At 39.2% G+C, this 18,594-nt stretch carries 16 protein-coding genes; 7 read left to right on the top strand and 9 right to left on the bottom strand.

From position 1 onward, the window contains the following. Nucleotides 1–286: 286 nt before the first annotated feature. Nucleotides 287–853, top strand: coding sequence for an HAD-IB family phosphatase (locus RBATCC27255_RS01675; RefSeq protein ID WP_101028451.1), 567 nt, complete (start codon nt 287–289; stop codon nt 851–853). Nucleotides 854–969: 116 nt separating this feature from the next. Here the strand turns inward: RBATCC27255_RS01675 and tsf are convergent, their stop codons facing one another. The 4 genes from tsf to RBATCC27255_RS01655 all read right to left on the bottom strand — a co-directional run bounded on the left by tsf (nt 970) and on the right by RBATCC27255_RS01655 (nt 4,475). Then, nucleotides 970–1,881 carry a translation elongation factor Ts gene (gene tsf, locus RBATCC27255_RS01670; protein WP_101028450.1) on the bottom strand — a complete coding sequence of 304 codons (912 nt, stop codon included), beginning with the start codon at nt 1,879–1,881 and terminating at the stop codon, nt 970–972. A 64-nt stretch (nt 1,882–1,945) separates the two neighbouring features. Further along, nucleotides 1,946–2,671 (bottom strand): 30S ribosomal protein S2, encoded by a 726-nt coding sequence (gene rpsB, locus RBATCC27255_RS01665; protein ID WP_101028449.1) that lies wholly within the window; start codon nt 2,669–2,671, stop codon nt 1,946–1,948. A 218-nt stretch (nt 2,672–2,889) separates the two neighbouring features. Then, nucleotides 2,890–3,858, bottom strand: a complete 969-nt coding sequence (locus tag RBATCC27255_RS01660; protein WP_101028448.1) for a hypothetical protein — start codon at nt 3,856–3,858, stop codon at nt 2,890–2,892. 329 nt (nt 3,859–4,187) lie between these two features. Then, nucleotides 4,188–4,475, bottom strand: coding sequence for a PRC-barrel domain-containing protein (locus RBATCC27255_RS01655; protein ID WP_101028447.1), 288 nt, complete (start codon nt 4,473–4,475; stop codon nt 4,188–4,190). Nucleotides 4,476–4,603: 128 nt separating this feature from the next. Here RBATCC27255_RS01655 and RBATCC27255_RS01650 point away from each other — a divergent pair, with 128 nt between their 5' ends. The 3 genes from RBATCC27255_RS01650 to sigE all read left to right on the top strand — a co-directional run bounded on the left by RBATCC27255_RS01650 (nt 4,604) and on the right by sigE (nt 7,230). After that, nucleotides 4,604–5,476: a DegV family protein gene (locus RBATCC27255_RS01650; RefSeq protein ID WP_101028446.1), complete on the top strand. Its 873-nt coding sequence runs from the start codon at nt 4,604–4,606 to the stop codon at nt 5,474–5,476. A gap of 238 nt (nt 5,477–5,714) precedes the next feature. After that, nucleotides 5,715–6,518: a sigma-E processing peptidase SpoIIGA gene (locus RBATCC27255_RS01645; RefSeq protein WP_101028445.1), complete on the top strand. Its 804-nt coding sequence runs from the start codon at nt 5,715–5,717 to the stop codon at nt 6,516–6,518. Nucleotides 6,519–6,528: 10 nt separating this feature from the next. Then, complete coding sequence (sigE, locus tag RBATCC27255_RS01640) at nt 6,529–7,230, top strand: RNA polymerase sporulation sigma factor SigE (protein ID WP_101028444.1); 702 nt, start codon at nt 6,529–6,531, stop codon at nt 7,228–7,230. Nucleotides 7,231–7,314: 84 nt separating this feature from the next. Here the strand turns inward: sigE and RBATCC27255_RS01635 are convergent, their stop codons facing one another. From RBATCC27255_RS01635 to pfkA, 4 genes are all read right to left on the bottom strand, one after another. Beyond that, nucleotides 7,315–7,638, bottom strand: a complete 324-nt coding sequence (locus tag RBATCC27255_RS01635) for a hypothetical protein (protein ID WP_101028443.1) — start codon at nt 7,636–7,638, stop codon at nt 7,315–7,317. Nucleotides 7,639–7,736: 98 nt separating this feature from the next. Further along, on the bottom strand, nt 7,737–8,525 hold the full coding sequence (locus RBATCC27255_RS01630) for a mechanosensitive ion channel family protein (protein WP_101028442.1): 789 nt from the start codon (nt 8,523–8,525) through the stop codon (nt 7,737–7,739). A 2-nt stretch (nt 8,526–8,527) separates the two neighbouring features. Beyond that, nucleotides 8,528–10,183, bottom strand: coding sequence for an MORN repeat-containing protein (locus RBATCC27255_RS01625; protein ID WP_101028441.1), 1,656 nt, complete (start codon nt 10,181–10,183; stop codon nt 8,528–8,530). 78 nt (nt 10,184–10,261) lie between these two features. Beyond that, nucleotides 10,262–11,236 (bottom strand): 6-phosphofructokinase, encoded by a 975-nt coding sequence (gene pfkA, locus RBATCC27255_RS01620; protein WP_101028440.1) that lies wholly within the window; start codon nt 11,234–11,236, stop codon nt 10,262–10,264. Between the two features lie 347 nt (nt 11,237–11,583). On the opposite strand from pfkA, the gene RBATCC27255_RS01615 reads away from it, so the two are divergent. From RBATCC27255_RS01615 to RBATCC27255_RS01605, 3 genes are all read left to right on the top strand, one after another. After that, entirely contained in the window at nt 11,584–12,537 is a 954-nt protein-coding gene (locus RBATCC27255_RS01615; RefSeq protein ID WP_101028439.1) for a glycosyltransferase family 2 protein, read from the top strand. After that, nucleotides 12,527–14,128, top strand: a complete 1,602-nt coding sequence (locus tag RBATCC27255_RS01610; RefSeq protein WP_101028438.1) for a glycosyltransferase family 39 protein — start codon at nt 12,527–12,529, stop codon at nt 14,126–14,128. Before RBATCC27255_RS01615 ends, RBATCC27255_RS01610 begins: the two co-directional genes overlap by 11 nt. Nucleotides 14,129–14,315: 187 nt before the next feature. After that, nucleotides 14,316–17,165 (top strand): acyltransferase, encoded by a 2,850-nt coding sequence (locus RBATCC27255_RS01605; RefSeq protein ID WP_101028437.1) that lies wholly within the window; start codon nt 14,316–14,318, stop codon nt 17,163–17,165. A 153-nt stretch (nt 17,166–17,318) separates the two neighbouring features. Here RBATCC27255_RS01605 and RBATCC27255_RS01600 read toward each other — a convergent pair whose 3' ends face one another. Next, a complete protein-coding gene (locus RBATCC27255_RS01600; RefSeq protein WP_101028436.1) occupies nt 17,319–18,593 on the bottom strand; it encodes an ABC transporter ATP-binding protein in 1,275 nt (424 codons plus the stop codon). Between the last annotated feature and the right edge of the window lies 1 nt (nt 18,594).

Below are 18,594 nucleotides of genomic sequence, written 5' to 3'. Positions count from 1 at the left end.
CATAACACCCCACGATAAATTATAATTACTAATATAATACAATATCTTGTGGGGTTTGTAAAGGTTTAGTGGCTGTTTTTTGAATAAAGTTAATTTTCAAAGTAAGTTCCGCCTCTTTTTGCTGCGGAACTTACTTTGGGGATTAAGTATATTTTTTAAACATTCGGCTAACAAGGGCATTCCTTGCAGGAGAGGTTGCAAAAATTACGCTCTCATACTATAATGGTAGAGGTTCACAACAAAGAATTTAATTTTAAGGATGGCATAACAAAGGAATTTATATATTATGAATGCATATGATTTTGACAAAACCGTTTATTACGGTGACTCAACAGCCGACTTCTATTTATTCTGCCTTAAAAGGCATAAAAAAATTATCACCCTCGCCCCATCGCTTTTTGGGGCATTTTTGAAATTTTATGTGTTTAAAAAAGGTACAAAAACTGAATTTAAAGAAAAAATGTACAGATTTCTTGCATTTTGTGATACCGAAAAAGATGTAAAAGACTTTTGGAAGGAATACATTGGAAATATAAAGCCGTTTTATCTTGAACAAAAGAAAGATGACGATGTAATTATTTCGGCATCACCCGAGTTTTTGCTAAAACCCGTTTGTGAAAGGCTTAAAATCAAAAATCTTATTGCATCAAAGGTTAATATGCAAAGCGGAAAATACACCGGAGTTAACTGCCACGGCAAGGAAAAGGTGAAACGGTTTTACGAGGCTTTTCCCAACGGTAAAATTGACAGCTTTTATTCGGACAGTTACAGCGATTCGCCGCTTGCTGAAATTGCTGACAAAGCCTTTATGGTTGACGGTGACAAGATTGAAAGCTGGATATTCATTAAATGATTGTACGGAGCAGATTTCTGTTCCGTATTTTTATTGTCAATTTTAATTTCAGGCAAACAAAAAGAGCAGAGAATTTAATCTCTGCTCCGAATATTATGCTTTGGATGTCAAAACAATTATTTAACCATGCTTGCAACTTCTGCAGCAAAGTCGTCCTGACGCTTTTCAATGCCTTCGCCCTTTTCAAAACGAACGAACTTCTTGATTTCGATAGAACCGCCAAGCTCCTTAGCAGTATTCTGTGTGTACTGCTTGATGTTGATCTTATTGTCCTTAACGAACTCCTGGTCAAGAAGACAGTTCTCCTTGTAGAACTTACCAATCTTACCCATAACAATCTTGTCGGCAATCTGCTCGGGCTTACCTTCGTTGATTACCTGCTGACGCATAACTTCCTTCTCATGCTCAATGATTTCTGCAGGAACTTCACTCTCGTTGAGGTAAGGAGTGTTAAGAGCTGCAATCTGCATTGCAACATCCTTGCCGTATGCAACAAACTCAGGCTTTGCAGCGAGGTCTGTATCAAAGTTAACGAGAACGCCAATCTTGCCGCCTGCGTGTACATAAGCAACACAAGCGCCTTCCATACGCTCAAAACGACGAATTTGAATATTCTCACCGATTGTGAGAACCTTTTCCTGAAGCATTTCAGCGATTGTCTGATCTGAACCTGATGCCTTAAGTGTGAGGAGAGCCTCAACATCAGCAGGGTTCTGCTCGATAATTGTGTTAGCACAAGCCTTAACGAAATCCATAAATGAATCGTTCTTGGCAACGAAGTCTGTTTCAGCGTTAACTTCTACAACAACGCCTACTGAAAGGTCATCGTTTGTGCAGGCATATGCAACACCCTCTGCTGCAACTCTGCTTGCCTTCTTAGCCTGCTTAGCAAGGCCCTGTTCTCTTAAAAAGTCAACTGCTTTATCCATATCGCCATCAGCATTAGTGAGTGCCTTCTTGCAATCCATCATGCCGCAGCCTGTTTTTTCTCTTAATGCTTTTACATCCTGAGCTGTAAATGCTGCCATTATGAAAACATCCTTTCAAATTAATATAATTAATATATATAAATGAGGTTATAATCACAAATGATTATTCAGCTGTTTCTTCCTCTTCAACAGCTGCTGCACCCATCTGACCTTCTCTGCCTTCGATGATAGCGTTAGCCATTGCACCTGCAATAAGCTTTACTGCACGAATAGCGTCGTCGTTGCCGGGGATAACATAATCAATCTCATCAGGATCGCAGTTTGTATCTACGATAGCAACGATAGGAATATTGAGCTTCTTTGCCTCTGAAACGGCAATTCTTTCTTTTCTCGGGTCAACAATAAAGAGTGCGCCCGGCATTTCTGTCATATCCTTGATGCCGCCCATAAATTTCTCAAGCTTTTCAATCTCAAGATTGAGCTTGATAACTTCCTTCTTAGGGAGAAGATCGAAAGTGCCGTCTTCCTGCATAGCACGGAGCTGCTTTAAACGAGCAATTCTTCTTCTGATTGTTGCAAAGTTTGTGAGCATACCGCCGAGCCATCTTGCGTTTACATAATAAGCGCCTGCACGCTCTGCCTCTTCCTTAACAGAATCCTGAGCCTGCTTCTTTGTACCTACAAAGAGAACGCTCTTGCCTTCTGCCGAAAGCTCACGAACAAAGTTGTAAGCCTCTTCAAGCTTCTTTACACTCTTCTGAAGGTCGATAATGTAAATACCGTTACGCTCAGTAAAAATGTACTCAGCCATCTTAGGGTTCCATCTTCTTGTCTGGTGACCAAAATGTACACCTGCTTCAAGAAGCTGTTTCATTGAAACTACTGCCATAATAAAAATCCTCCTTAGGTTAAAACCTCCGCTGTGCCTTTGTTTTTATCAGCCATCAAGCAAATCCTTTGAATTTGCCACCCTGCCGACAGACATCAGCGTGCGAATTGCTCGTATATTATACCATAAAAATAAAAAAAATCAAGTGTTTTCGAAGACTTTTTTCAAAAACACCTGATTTTTTTATTGATAATTAAATTGTATTCCGTAAACCGGTCTTAATACCATAAATCAAAAAATTTCACAGAACCTATGCTTGTGATGTAATTCTGTGACTCATGCCAGCTGCTTGAGCCGGTGTAGAAGCAAAGAACTCTGTGCTGAACCGCCGAGCCGTTCTGATCAAAAATAAAAGAAACAGCGTTTTTAACTTCCTGACTGGGTGCATAAGCTGTAGAACCGTAATACCGGTATTCCGAAATAACTCTGTCAATTGATGTTGTGTTTGAACGGTTCATTGCGTCACGAATCGACTGAGCAATAAGAGCGCAGCCTACGTAGCCCATTGAACCACCTTCGCCCATTACAAGTCTTTCTAATTTTTCTCTGTCATAGCTTGAGAGAGAAACAGGAGAAGGACTGTATGACGGATCGGGATTGCTGATGCTTACAAGATAACCGCTCTGATCGTTTGATGAATCTGATATGTTATCTGTGTAGCTGTAATCCGAAGAATTAGATGCTGAACTGCTGTCGTCTGAAGAAGATGCACTGCTGCTTGCAGAGCTTTGTGTGATCTGCTGTGATACCTCGGACTCTGAAGGCTCTGACTTTGAGCTTTCAGTCTTTTTAGAGGTCTGTGAAGCTTCAGACTTTTTTGCAGTTTTAGCAGTTTTTGCAGATTTAGTTTTCTTTTCGGTTGTCTTCTGTGTAGCAGCTGCGGATGTTGTAATCTCTTGGGTTACGGGAACAGTTGTTTCTTCAACGCAGTTATCAGTGATAACAAGTGAGAAGTCGTTGATGCTACCGACTGCAAGTGAAGCAGCACGGCTGTCTTCAAAGGCGTCTACATCCGGAGCAAGAGTTGTTGTCGGAACAACAAGAGCAACTGCCGCCAGAGATACCGCAATGGCATAGGATAAAACCTTAAAGCCCTTGCGTTTTGACTTCTTTTCGGTTTTGCGGGTTCTTTTCGGACTCACCGAATTGTTGTCACATCCGTAGTGTTTATAGTTTGTCGCTCTCAAAAATTTATCCTCCCTGTGATTTTTGCACATTAAGATAACTACAATAACTGCTGTCAAAAGCAGATACAAATACAAGATGTAGTTGTCTGTTTGAAAATGTGCCAAGTCCTTTAGTCGTAAAATTTTATCAAACACACAATTGCAATTGTATTAAAGCACAAACTTTTGAAAAATGCAAGTTTGATACAGGAAGATAAATTGTAACAATTGTAACCAAAATGTTACTTACTCAATTTTAATTTCTTAAAAAAATAATTATTTGTGCAGTATGCATAAATAATAGATAATTTCTTAGGTTATTTTGCCTTAATGCGAAAATTTGCAAAAATTCAAAATTTAGCCCCAAAATGAGGTTTTTTCGGCTTTTTTACTGGCTTTGGAGTCTGACAGCTGATGATTACGGTATCCTCTCCGATGAGTTCAATTTTCTCCCACGGAATTATGTAATCCTGACATTTTCCTATCAAGCCGCACAATCCCGGTCTTCCGAAAATAACAATTGACACAACAGTTGCACACTTGGTGTCAACAATAACATCGTCAATAAAGCCAATCCTCGTACCGTCACAGGCGCTTATAACTTCCTTATGTCTTAAATCTGTAAATCTGCAATTCATTTATAACCCCTCCGAAAGCTGTGCTTGATACATATATATGAAAAAGGAGGGGTGTATATTCATTGACATTTATATCATAATTTGTTAGAATTGATTTATAATATTTTCGCAGAAAAGGAGCGATAATTATGAATTATGTATTTATGACAGATGCCTCCTGCGACCTCACACAGGAGCTTATCAATGAAATCGGAGTTGAAGTTCTTCCTATGGAATTTCATATGGAGGACAAGTCTTATCTTCACTATCCCGATTGCAGAATGATGAGTCTTTCGGAATTTTACGATAAGCTTAAAGGCGGTGTTGATTCAAAAACAACGCAGATTAACTATGACAGCTTTTACAAAAGCTTTGAAAACTACCTTAAAGCAGGCAAGGACATTATCTACACCGGCATTTCAACAGGCTTGAGCGGAACTTATAACACTTGTATGATGGCAGTTAAGGATTTACAGAATGTTTATCCTGACAGAAAAATCATTGTAATCGACTCACTTTGTGACTCTGCCGGTCTTGGACTTCTTATCTACCTTGCCGGCAAAAAATACAGCGAAGGTGCCGGAATCGACGAACTCAGGGAATACATTGAAGAAACCCGAGTTAAGGTATGTCATTGGTTCGTTGTTGAAGACCTTGACCACCTTAAGAGAGGCGGAAGAATTTCAGCTGTTTCCGCTACATTCGGCAAAGCCTTGCAGATTAAGCCGCTTCTCAGTGTTGACGATGAAGGCCGCCTTGTCAATGTTGCAAAAATCAGAGGTAAAAGCAATGTTGTTCCTTCTCTCGTAAAACATCTTGAGAGGGACGCCGAGGATTTAAAAAACAGCGTTGTTATGATTGCACATGCAGATAATCCCGAAGGTGCGGAGGAGCTTAAAAAGGCAATAAAGGGCAAGTGTAAAGAAATCATTGTCACAAACATCGGTCCTGTTATAGGAAGTCATGTTGGTTCGGGTATGCTTGCAGTACTCTTCCTTGGAGCAAGAAATCTTAAATCATAATCAAAATACAATAAAATATGCAAAAAGCGTGCAGTTTATTTCAGACTGCACGCTTTTCTTTTGTCAATCCCTCGTGTAATACAAAAGACACATTACACTTACTCCGATAATTCCTCCGACAAATAAGCCGATTATAAAACCTGCAAGCAATATTTTTCCTCCTGACCATATTTTGACAATAATTATTTTCTGCTTATGAGATAATATCACTAAACGAAACACTCTCAGGGGGTGCAAAATGAAATCCGTTTACATAGATGTACTTTTTACGGTGAATATTTTCATTGATTTCATACTCATTTTATGCACCAAAAAAGCACTTTGCATCAATACTTCATTTAAAAGAATGCTTTTTGCCTCACTTTTCGGGGGAGTGCAAAGCTTGATTGCACTTCTTCCCCCTCTGCCGTTCATTCTGAACATACCTATTGATATTTTATGTGCTGCTGCGATTGTATTTTTTGCATTTGGCAAAGCTCCGCCTAAAAAGTTTATTAAGAGAACCGCCGTTTTTCTTTCTCTGTCGTTTTCTTTTTGCGGGATTATGTTATTTCTATACAACGCCTTCAAACCAAAAGGCATGGAAGTATATAATGACATAGTGTATTTTAACATTTCGCCCGTCCTCCTGATTATTTTAACTCTTGTCTGTTATTATATTCTCAGATTGGTGAAAATATTGACGAAGAGCGGTAACAGCTCAGATATTTGCAAAGTTGAAATCAAGGTGAATGAAAAAGTCTTTTTCTTTTCGGCAAAAGCTGATACGGGATGTAATCTTACTGAACCGTTTTCGGGAAATTATGTTATTGTTGCAGAAAGAAAACTCTTTGACGGATTCGTTCCGAGTGAAACTAAAACAAGGGTTATTCCCTTTGAAAGCCTTGGCGGAAACGGAATTGTAAAGGGATTTCCTCCCGATGAGGTTAAAATTGACGGCAGGAAAATTGATAACAATATTTACATAGGCATATGTGATAATGTTTTGAAAGGAGATGTTGAGGCAATTATCCCATACGAGCTTTTAAAATTGACAGAATAGGAGTAGTGCTATGTTTCTTATGAAGGTAATTCAAAAAATCCGCTTTGCATTGGTTGTTGAAAATGAAATTTTTTACATTAACGGCAGTGAAACTCTTCCTCCGCCGTTGTCAAAGGAGGAAGAACAGCTGATTATGCAGAAAATTGCAAACGGTGACAACAAGGCGAGAGAACCGCTGATAGTTCACAATTTAAGACTTGTGGTTTATATTGCAAAAAAATTTGAAACTCCGAACGCAAATGCAGAAGACTTAATTTCAATAGGCACAATTGGACTTATTAAGGCTGTAAACACATTTTCTCCGGAGAAGAATATTAAACTGGCAACCTACGCATCAAGATGTATTGAAAATGAAATCCTTATGTTTTTACGAAAATCATCGCAGTTAAGGAACGAGGTTTCAATTGATGAACCGCTGAACACCGACTGGGACGGCAACGAACTGCTTTTATGTGATGTTCTGGGGAGCGATCCGGATACGGTAAACAGAAATATTGAATGTGAGCTTGAAAAAAGTTTGGTTTTACAGGCGGTTTCAAAGCTTCGCGACCGTGAATGTCTTATTATGGAATTGCGGTTCGGACTGAACGGACGAAAAGAGCACACGCAAAAACAGGTTGCCGACAAGCTTGGAATTTCACAATCCTACATATCAAGACTTGAAAAGAAGATTATCCGTCAATTAAAGAATGATCTTGACAAGGCAGTATGATTTTTTGTCGAAAGCCCGAACCAACAAAATATTTTGCATTAAAAACGGGAGCAGCAGGCAGTTTGTCCTGCTGCTCCCGTTTTTTTATAAAACAGTATCTGAGGGATTGGTGACAGTATCAGAGTTATTATTATCTCCGTCACCCATAATATCGTCAATTCCGTCCTCAATATCGTCCATAATATCCGAACCCGAATTTCCTGTTTCATTTTCTTCGTTACCGATGAAACCGTCCGAATCTGAAACTTCTCCGCTTTCAGTCATACTTTTGGAAGCTTCCTGCGTATTTGATGTTTGTGAAGTCTGACTTGTTGTGTCAGCCATACTGTCGTTTTTATCATTGCCGCAACCTGTAATAAGAGATGCTGAAATTAAAGCTACGGCAACTAAGCCTAAAATTTTTTTCACACTAATCAATCCTTATAAAAAATAAAATGGCACTGAATTAACAGTACCATTATTATTTACGGAATTTTTCGTAATATTTAATTTGAAATTTAATAATTTTAATCTTTGGCAATAACAAGATGAGGGTACGGAATTGTGATGCCGTTTTTATCAAACTCTTTCTTGACATTTTCTTGCAGGAAGAAATAAACCTCGTAGTAATCATCAGGGCTTGCCCACGCAAAAACTTTAATCTGCACTCCGCTGTCAAGATGCTCACCGACTCTCACGGTAGGTTCGGGGTCTTTTAAAATCATCTCATTAGTTGATATAAGGTTGAGAATTATCTCTCGCACCTTGTCAATATCGTCATCATAGCTTATTGAGAAAGTGCAGTCAACCCTTCTCTGCTCAACCATTGTGCAGTTTACAACATTGTTTGATGTAAGTCTTGAATTAGGAATCGTCACAAGCTTATTATCAAGTGTATGTACAGTTGTTGAGAAAATATTGATTTCCTCAACCGTTCCTTTAACTCCCTCAAAATCAAGAATATTTCCCGAAACAAAGGGTTTGTTAATCAAAATCACAAGTCCGCTGACAACATTTTTCAGCAAATCCTGCAATGCAAGACCTGCCGTAAGGGCTGCAGCACCGAGTGCCGTAATAAGTGAAGCAACATTTACACCGATTGTACCAAGTGCCGTTACCGCAACGATAAAATAAAATATTACCTTTAAAACCGACAGTACAAAGCCTTCGGCTGTACCGTCCATTCGTGACCTGTCAAGAATTTTTCTGAGCAAAGCCAAAATCAGCCTTGAAATCACATAGCCGATTACAAGAACAGCTACGACTACAAGTGCTTTCGACAGATATTCAAGCATCTTATCCTCTGTTATATTCATAATTACACCTCTGTATCAATAAGAAATTCGGAAACCTTTTCCCCATTCTCATAGACAGAAACCACTATGTTGCCGTTGTTATCAAACGAAACGCTCTTACCTGTACGCACACCGTTTTTATAATTGCACACATCAATAAGATTGCCGTCTTTATCAAATCTTGCACCGTAGCCGTCAGGAGTATTATTGTTCCACTTGCCCGCATGCATTGTACCGTCACTCAATCTGTAGCCGACACCGCCGCCGTTGCGTGAATTATCAGTCCAGCTGCCTACATAATTTATGCTGCCGTTGTTATAATAGCAGATTCCAAAACCTTCTCGCTTATCCTCACGATAATAACCCTCATAGGATGTGAAGCCGTCAGGCGATACCGTTCTGCCTCTGCCTGTTCTGCAATTATTTTCATCAAGATTACCGAAATAGGTATATCTTCCCGATTTAGTAAGAATCACCACATCACAATGTGGTTCATCCTCACTTACAATTTCGGCATTTTCATCACAATTCTCTTTGGCAGATTCATCATCTCCGAAAGGCACACAGATATGAACCTTTTCCTGTTCGCCAACAGACATTTCATCCGAGCTTTCTGCCGGCTCGTCAGCAGTTCGGCATTCAAGCTCTTTGTCAACATCATCAGGCTCATTCTCTGTATTCTCCGAGTCTTTCGGCAGTTCAACAGCTTTGGCGTCAACAGATGTATCAGCCAAAATATCAGAATCAGCAGATTTTTCCTCGGCAGACTCAATTTTGCCGTCCGACGCTTCATTGTTGATAATCTTAATATCTGCAGATTCAAAATTTTCCTCCGAAGTATGACTGATAATTTCACCGAACAAATCTTTATTTGTTTTGTGTGCTTCAACAAGAATCTTTTCAATTATATCGTAAGCAGAGTAATCTTTTTTGCCGTCTTTTTTCTCAGTATCAATATCTGTCAAAATGTCAGCGTCGGAAAGATATGAGCAGGCAATCAAATCATAAGGATTATCCGTTGAGAAATCACCTTTGAATAAGGAATCATTGAACACAAATCCGCTGTTGCCATATGATTTTTTCTCTGTAAACTGCATATCTGACGGCAAAAAGCTCGCATCATACCACAGCATACCGACATTTGAATAAATCAAAACTCTTGAACCGTTTTCAGACTGCTTTTCGGAGGGAAAAAGGGTTTTAACTGTCGTTAAACCGTTATCGTCAATATCTTCGGTTACAAGCGTTACAATGCCGCTGACTTTATGGGGATAAATTCTTGTAATCAACTTATCGGCAATATTTTTGTCAAAATATTCTGTACGCAGCCAAGAATGATTGCGATCAAAGAACTGTCTTTTAAATACAATACCCCTGTCATTGTAGGTAATGACAGAATAGACTCCGCCTGTCGCCCTTTTTACGGACTGATAAGGGAGGCTGTCCTTCGTCACCTTCCAAGAAAGCGGTTCATCCTTTTGCATAAGGCAAGACATCTTATATTCCATACCGTGAAGCTCAATTTCAGTAATCTCTTTTTGCTCCTTGCAGCCTGAATTAAAGTAATTGGCACGAACACCGGCAAGCGCGTCATTTTTGAAATCCGGCTTTTCATAGTCAGAAACAAGTACAGAATAGATAATTAAGCCGTCAGTCAGCTTTTGAGATTGTTCAAGCATCGTGAATTATTCCCTTCGAAAAATTAAAAAATGAAAGGGCGAACAATGTCCGCCCTGAAATAATTTGAGATATTTAAATCAGATAGAAATTGTCATTGCAATCTTGTAAAGCTCTTCATCAAATACACGAGGCATATCAAGTGCTTCGTTAATGTCAAGGTCAACAATCTTTCCACCCTGCATGGCAACAACTCTGTTGCCGATATTCTGCTCAAGAAGTTCTACGGCCTTAAAGCCCATTTCACTTGCAACAACTCTGTCACGAAGTGTCGGGGAACCGCCACGCTGAACATGACCGAGGATTGTAGCTCTTGACTCAATGCCAAGACGCTGTTCAACATACTTTGCAAGATCTCTTACACCGCCGACACCCTCGGCAACAACAACGATAAAGTGTTTTTTGCCTGTTTTCTGAGTGTTGATAATTCTTGCAATTACATCTCTTTCAATGTTGTACTGAACCTCCGGAACAAGAATAGCCGTTGCACCTGTTGCAATACCTGTTTGAAGAGCAATATCACCGCAGCGTCTGCCCATAACCTCAACAATAGAGCAACGGTCATGCGACTGTGCTGTATCACGGATACGGTCAACCATCTGAATAGCTGTGTTCATAGCGGTGTCAAAGCCAACTGTGTACTCTGAACAAGCAATGTCGTTATCTATAGTACCCGGAACGCCGATACAGTTAATGCCTGCGTTTGTAAGACAACGGGCACCTCTGAACGAACCGTCGCCGCCGATTACAACTACGCCGCTGACACCGATGCTTCTGCAAAAATCAGCAGCTCTCTGAATACCCTGAGGAGTTGCGTACTCTTCGCTTCTTGCCGTGTAAAGCATTGTGCCACCGTTTCCGATGATATCGGAAACACTTCTGAGGTTCATTTCCTCAACATCACCGTTGAGCAAGCCGTTATATCCACGGTAAACACCGTAAACCTTCATTCCTTTATTTATACCGGCACGAACAACAGCTCTAACAGCTGCATTCATACCGGGGGCATCGCCGCCGCTTGTTAATACTGCAATTGATTTCTGTGTCTGTGACATTATAATCTACCTCCATAGGTTACTAACTTCTAACATTATAATACAATTATTTTTTCTTTACAAGTGGATTTTCACATTTTTAAAAAAATAAAAGTTTTTATTACAAAACCGTTACAATATTATTCAATCATTTTTCAGCATTGTTACAAAAATCTGTGATTTTGTTCATAAATATACTGTTTTCACCTCTCTATTTCGATAAAATAACAATATTTTGTAACAAAGCAATCAAGTTTGTTGACTTTTAAAATATATGGTCTTATAATTAACCTCGGATAGAAGGCAGATTTTTTCGTCTGTCTTGTGACAAGCTACATAAGTGACAATTTTTCGGGAGGATATTTTATATGACTAAGTTATATCTGGCTATACCCTGCTATAACGAAGAAGAGGTTTTAAGAGATTCGGCAGGAAAGCTGTTGAACAAATACAGCACAATGATGTCAGAGGGTAAGATTTCTGCTGACAGCCGCATTGTGTTTATTGATGACGGTTCAAAGGACAGAACATGGGAGATTATTTCGGAGCTGCATACGGAAAATCCTGTTTTTCAGGGTATCAAGCTTTCAAGAAACAGAGGTCATCAGAACGCGCTTCTCTGCGGTCTTATGACTCTTAAAGACAAGGCTGATGCTGTTATTTCAATTGACGCAGACCTTCAGGATGATATCAATACATTTGATGAAATGGTTGCAAAGTACGAAGACGGCTGCGATGTGGTTTACGGTGTTCGTTCCAAGAGAGAAACAGACACATTTTTCAAGAGATTTACCGCAGAAGGATTCTACAAAATTCTTAACCATATGGGTGCAAAGGTTATTTTTAACCACGCTGATTTCAGACTTATGAGCAAAAGGGCGCTGAATGCTTTTTCGTTATACAAGGAAACGAATATCTTCCTTCGCGGTATGGTTCCGATGATTGGCTTCAAATCTGATATCGTAACATATGAGCGTTCCGAAAGACTTGCGGGAGAAAGCAAATATCCGCTCAAGAAGATGCTCGCTCTTGCTTGGGAGGGCATTACATCGCTAAGCATTCAGCCTATCAGAATGATTACATGGCTCGGTGGAATCGTGTTCGGCATCAGTCTTATTATGATTATCTACTCGCTTGTAAGCTTCTTCTGCGGCTGGACTGTAAGCGGCTGGTCAAGCCTTTTGTGCTCAATCTGGGCAATCGGCGGTCTTCAGCTTCTTGCTATCGGTGTAATCGGCGAATACATCGGAAAGATTTATATGGAAACAAAGCGCAGACCGCGATTTATTGTTGACAAAGTGCTTGATGACAATGAACAGTAATAAATTTGCAAAAGTCCTGACGAGAATTTTCGGCGGATTGTTTTCGGTATGTTTCATTTTTCTTTTTATCAACATTATTGTTATAGGCTTTGACGGAAAAGTTGACAGAAGATTTGATTCGTTTTCAAAAATGTTCATTCTTTTGATTTTCGCAGTCCTGACAGTCGGTATATGTGCATTCTATTTTTATTACACCGCCGATAAAAGCAATAAAAGGTGCAAAAGAATTAAAACAAAAGCAAAATTTGAATTGACCGATATAAACACTAAGAGGATTATTTTTATCGGTTGCGGCATTCTTCTGATAGCTGAATTTATTTTTGCTATGCTTACCGATTTTGAACCTGTTGCCGACCTGCATAACATCAGAAGATATGCTATGTATTTTTCAAGTCATGGCAATTTCGACCTCATTGAACAGGATTATGCACGCAATTATCAATACCTTATAAGATATCCGAATAATATGGCGTTACTTTTGATTGTATCGCTTGTCGGAAGATTAAGTTACCTTATATCCGGTCATTTTGTTGAATTTGCACCTGTTGTTGTAAATATTTTTGCAATTAACATTTCCGTAATACTGACAGCATTTACAGCAAAAAGACTTTTCGGCAACAGAAAGGCTGTATTTGTACTTGCTTTTTGCGCATTGTTTTTGCCCTATCTCACATATCTGCCCTACTATTACAGTGATTCGATGTCGATGCCGTTTCTTATCGGAGCGGTATATCTCATGGTTTCCGCATTTCAGGGTGACCACAGAAAAAGTATGTGTGCAAAGCTTTGTGCTGCGGGTGCGTTGGTTTTCCTCGGATACAAAGTAAAGGGCAGTATTATTATTCTGTTTGCGGTTGGGGTTGTACTGCTTTTCTTGAAATTCAGATTAAAAAGAGCGATTTGTCTTATACTTGTGTTTACGGCAGGATTCGGTGCGATTGGATTTGCTTACAATACCGCCGTTGACGCTGTCAATCCGATTACAAAGCAGCAATATGAAGAGTATGAGTACCCCGTAACTCACTGGATTATGATGGGGCTTAAGGGTCTTGGCAAATACGATGAACACGATGACTATTACACCCGTTCATTCCACTCAAAGCAAGAAAAGCAGGACGCTAATGTTAAGGTTATCAAGGAAAGAGTAAAGAAATATAAAATTGACGGTCTGTATAATCATATGGTAAAGAAAGCGGTATGGACATGGCAGGACGGCACATATTACATTTCGTATCATAACCAAAAACCGAAAAATGATAATATTCTTATGGATTTTCTGCATATCAACGGAAAGTATAACAAGGCCTTCCAAAATTACAGCTCAGCCTTGCAGATGTTCATTCTGCTGATGATTTGTATTTCGGCACTTAAAACTCTTGTCAGACCCGAAGTTGACGAAATGCTGTTACTCAAAGGAATTGTATTTTCGGCATTTTTATTCTTCCTGTTATGGGAAACAAGGTCAAGATATCTGTTTAATATGACGCCGCTGTTTATACTGCTTATGGTTGACGGTATGGATACCGCAAAGGCTTTTCTCGATTCATTGAAAAAGCCCGGGAAACACATAGCTGAACAGACAACGGTATAAAATTTTTTCAAGTGGCAGTTTCGGCTGTCACTTGTTTTTTTATAATAAAATCTCTGTTACACCGTTACAAACTTTTTTATTTAAAATCAATATTTTCGTTTGCAATTTATTGTAATAATGCCAAAATTGTGCTATCATTGTTGTATATGCAATGATTTGCAAATTTCAAGTTTGAAAGGTAAGGATTATGGATTACGAAAAATTGAAAAAGAGGGATTCCTCGCTGGACATTCTGCGGATAATTGCAGTATTTACCGTTTTGTCGGTTCATTTCTTTCTGCATAACGGATTTTACAGTCAGACTGTTGAAGACAAACCGATGTACATTGCAGTTGTGATGAGAACACTGTTTTCCGTTTGCGTTCCGCTTTTTATGCTGCTGACGGGTTATCTTATGAGCAAAAAAGAGTTGAGCAAAAAATATTATTCAGGCATAACCAAAACACTTGTTGTATTTGTCATCTCAACTCTTGCATGCATGATTTACAAAAACATTGCACAGGGCGATATATTCAACCTAAAATCATTTATTCTCGGAACGCTTGATTTTACCGGTTCCAACTACTCTTGGTACATTGAAATGTACATAGGTTTGTTTCTGCTTGCACCGTTTCTTAATCTTGCTTACGGAAAGCTTAAAAACAAAAAACAAAAGCAAGTGCTTTTGATTACAGTTGTATTTTTGACAATAGTTCCGTCACTGTTTAATATTTTCAATTTCGGTTCGCTTGATTGGTGGACCAACCCGACATCATCCGATGAATTTCAAAAGCTTGTGCCGAGCTGGTGGCAGGGGTTCTATCCCGTTGCGTACTACTTTGTAGGCTGCTACATAAGAGAATACGGATTGAAAATGAAAACAAGAACAATGCTTATTCTTTTTGTTTTCTCACTCTTCTTATTCAGCACATTTAACTTTTTCAGAAGTTACGGAACGACCTTCAAATCCGGTACATATATTTACTGGTATGGCTTTGAACCGTTTGTCCTGTCGGTGCTTCTGTTCCTTTTAATTAAAAGAATCAAAACCGAAAATATGCCAAAGACAGCTAAAGTTGTACTCTGGAAGGTTTCGGATTTAGCTCTCGGAATTTATCTTATTTCATTTATTTTTGACAGCATTGTATATCCGATACTTTGCGAAAAGGTTATTTTAATGCCGGACAGACTTCCGTTCTACTTTGTAACAGTCCCGATTGTATTTGTCCTTTCCGCTGCTGCGTCTTTCATTATGAATCTTGTTGCCAAGATTCTTATCGACGGTTTCAAGTCGGCTGTTAAAATGGTCAGGGATTTGCGTTCAAAGCCCGACAAAGGCAAATATCAGCACATAATTTTTGCTGTACTTATGGCTTTGGCAATAGGATTTTCACTTTGGAAATGCTATTACGGCTTTGGCGGCAATGACGAATCATTTTACCTTACAATTCCGCACAGATTAACTCTCGGCGATTCATTACTCGGTGACGAGTGGCATCTTACTCAGCTTTCGGGGTTCCTGCTTTTGCCGTTTGTGTGGCTCTACACAACAATTACGCAGTCAACCGTCGGAATAATTCTTGCGGCAAGAATTTTCTATGTCATCTGTCACGCTGTTGTTGTGTGCATTATATATTCAAGACTTAAGAAATACGGCTATTTCACGGTATTCGGCTGTGTGCTTTATTTCCTCTTTACGCCTTTCGACATTATGGCATTGAGCTATAACACAATGGGACTTGACCTCATTGCTCTCACGGGTGTGTTAATGGCAACAGCCGATTATTCAAAAAAATTGCCGCTCATAATCAGCGGACTTGCATTTGCAGGTGCGGTTCTCTGCTGCCCGTATCTTGCGGCAGCTTATGTACTGTATCTTATCGCAGTCGGAGCTCACTGTTTAATAAAGAAAACCCCACTCAACAAAAATGTATTTAATTCAGACTTGTTTTCAATTAAAACTTTTCTGTGGTTCACTTTGGGTGCGGGAATCCTTGCGGTAATTTTCATTGTATTTGTGCTTTCAAGAGTAAGCATAAATGAAATTTTCACCAATCTCCCCTATCTTATGGCTGACCCCGATCATCCTCAGATGGGATTTATGATGAAGATGAATTACTACTTTAAAACCATTGTTGATTGTCACAGCCACTTTAAATATGTGCTTATGGCATACGGTGCTACGGCAATTGTTATGATACTTGACAGAAAGAGAAAACAGCACCGTTCAATTTATCTTATACTGACGAGTGCAATTGTTATTTTGGCACTTGTGATGTTTATGCCGACAATAACAAGCGTTTACTACAACGCAATTATGTTCCCGATGATTTTTATGAGCATCACGGCATATGTTCTCTCGGAAAACAAAAACAGAGAACTTTTCGCGTCACTCTTTATTCTCGGAATACTTTATTCAGTGGCACTTTGTTTCTCTTCAAACCAATATTTCTTTGTTACCGCAATGGCTTGTTCAGCGTCAAATATAGCCGGCTTTGTTTTTGTCGGCAATCTGATTAAAGAAATGAAAGCGAGTCCGGATAATCTTGATTATGCAGTCCCCTGCAAATATTTTGCATTCGGAATTACTGCATTTTTGATTGTTTTGCAGGCTTGTTTTCAAATCACAGTCAAAGCCGAGCATTGCTTTTGGGAAAGTTCTCCGAGTCAGCTGTCACAGACAATTCAGGACGGTCCTGCAAAAGGAATAAAAACTACTTCCGCAAATGCAGAAAACTACGGGCAGCTTTATAATGATATAAACGAATATCAAAATCTTGAAAAGGGCAATATTTTGTTTTTGACACAAAAAACCTGGACTTATCTTGCGGCAAAAGATTTTCCTTACGGAACACTCTCTGCGTATGTAACCGGAGAAAATCAAAACAGTCTTGACAGACTCCGTTCCTATTATTCTGTAAACAGCAAAAAAATTCCAAAGTATATTTATATACCTAAGGATTCCCAGTGGGAAAATATTCAGCAAATTGTTCTTGAAGCACAGCAAAACGGTTACACATTAAGTGAAAACACGGTTTCATATAAGCTGCAAAGATAGATATATTTTACTTTGCAATTTTATGTCAATGCTTGATGTAATTTGAAATAACAGAATATAAAACAAAACAAGCGACAGCTAATTAAACTGCCGCTTGTTTTATTGCAAAATTGATATGTTCTTGAGAAAATAAATGTAATATGCGGTTAAATATTATAACACTTCAATATCATTCATCTCAATACTGCCCCATGATTTTTGCCAGGTGTTTTGATATTTGTCCGGTTTTCTTCTTCTGAAGGTCAAACCGTCAGCAACTTCGAGTGTTTCAAAGGGGGCGGCATCGTTTTTTCTGCTGTAAAAAACATAGCGTGTATAGTATCCGCCACGGACAATTTTTGATACATCTATTTTTAATTTTGCCGTGTGGGTTTCGCCCTTTTTCCCCGAATAGAAATTTTCAATCACAAATGCGGTAACCGGATATCTTCGGTAATCGCTTACTTCAACACGCAGACAAAGGTTTTCTATATCAGCCTTGTTTTCCCACATAAGTTCAAGCTGAATCTGCTCGTCATCATAGAAAATGTTATTCTCTTTGCCGTCATATCTTACAAATTTCAAACAAAGGTCGTTTCTGTCGGCATAATGCTTATGCTCATTCCCGACATATTCAAGAGCACAGAAATTTTCGTTTGCACTTCCGAGATAGATTTTTATGCCCTCTTCAACATCACCGTCAAAAACAATTTTGCCGTGGTCAAGAACTATGCATCTGTTGCAGAGGTCACGGACAGTGTTCATATTGTGCGAAACATAAAGAACCGTTCTGTCCTCTTCGGCTGCAAGGGCACGCATTTTAGTTATACATTTTTTCTGAAAACGCATATCGCCTACCGCAAGCACCTCGTCCATAATCATTATTTCAGCATCAAGATGTGCCGCAACGGCGAAGGCGAGCTTTACAAACATACCAGAAGAATAGCGTTTTACAGGCGTATCAATAAATTTTGCACACTCTGAAAAATCTATAATACTGTCTATTTTTGAAGTAACCTCTTCCTTTGTCATTCCGAGAATTGCACCGTTTAAGTAGATGTTCTCTCTTCCGGTAAGCTCTGCGTGAAAGCCTGTTCCGACTTCAAGCATACTTGCAATTCGTCCCCTAAAACGCACTCTGCCGTCTGTCGGAGAAGTGATTCTTGAAAGAATTTTCAAAAGAGTTGACTTACCTGCACCGTTAGCGCCTATAATTCCTATGCGTTCTCCACGGTTTACCTCAAGATTCACACCGTCAAGGGCAAGGAAGCTGTCACCTTTTTCGTAGTGCATTGCACCGATTCGCTGATTCGGGTCTTCCTCGCCTCTTCTTTTTGCATACCAGCTTTGCAAATCATGGCGGAGAGTTCCGGAACCTATTGCGCCGAGTCGGTATTCTTTTGAAAGATTTTCAATTTTAATTACACATTTTTCATTCATTTCTGTCATA

This window comes from Ruminococcus bromii (genome assembly GCF_002834225.1).
Lineage (GTDB): Bacteria > Bacillota > Clostridia > Oscillospirales > Acutalibacteraceae > Ruminococcoides > Ruminococcoides bromii.
The sequence above is the reverse complement of the archived record's forward strand: the minus strand, read 5'-3'. Positions and strand labels throughout refer to the sequence as shown.

Coding starts and splice junctions, on each gene's coding strand:
- rpsB (WP_101028449.1), bottom strand. CDS start 2,671: ATGGCAGTAGTTTCAATGAAACAGCTTCTTGAAGCAGGTGTACATTTT.
- pfkA (WP_101028440.1), bottom strand. CDS start 11,236: ATGTCACAGACACAGAAATCAATTGCAGTATTAACAAGCGGCGGCGAT.
- RBATCC27255_RS01675 (WP_101028451.1), top strand. CDS start 287: ATGAATGCATATGATTTTGACAAAACCGTTTATTACGGTGACTCAACA.
- RBATCC27255_RS01605 (WP_101028437.1), top strand. CDS start 14,316: ATGGATTACGAAAAATTGAAAAAGAGGGATTCCTCGCTGGACATTCTG.
- sigE (WP_101028444.1), top strand. CDS start 6,529: ATGTTTCTTATGAAGGTAATTCAAAAAATCCGCTTTGCATTGGTTGTT.
- RBATCC27255_RS01655 (WP_101028447.1), bottom strand. CDS start 4,475: ATGAATTGCAGATTTACAGATTTAAGACATAAGGAAGTTATAAGCGCC.
- RBATCC27255_RS01610 (WP_101028438.1), top strand. CDS start 12,527: ATGAACAGTAATAAATTTGCAAAAGTCCTGACGAGAATTTTCGGCGGA.
- RBATCC27255_RS01630 (WP_101028442.1), bottom strand. CDS start 8,525: ATGAATATAACAGAGGATAAGATGCTTGAATATCTGTCGAAAGCACTT.
- tsf (WP_101028450.1), bottom strand. CDS start 1,881: ATGGCAGCATTTACAGCTCAGGATGTAAAAGCATTAAGAGAAAAAACA.
- RBATCC27255_RS01650 (WP_101028446.1), top strand. CDS start 4,604: ATGAATTATGTATTTATGACAGATGCCTCCTGCGACCTCACACAGGAG.
- RBATCC27255_RS01645 (WP_101028445.1), top strand. CDS start 5,715: ATGAAATCCGTTTACATAGATGTACTTTTTACGGTGAATATTTTCATT.
- RBATCC27255_RS01615 (WP_101028439.1), top strand. CDS start 11,584: ATGACTAAGTTATATCTGGCTATACCCTGCTATAACGAAGAAGAGGTT.
- RBATCC27255_RS01625 (WP_101028441.1), bottom strand. CDS start 10,183: ATGCTTGAACAATCTCAAAAGCTGACTGACGGCTTAATTATCTATTCT.
- RBATCC27255_RS01600 (WP_101028436.1), bottom strand. CDS start 18,593: ATGACAGAAATGAATGAAAAATGTGTAATTAAAATTGAAAATCTTTCA.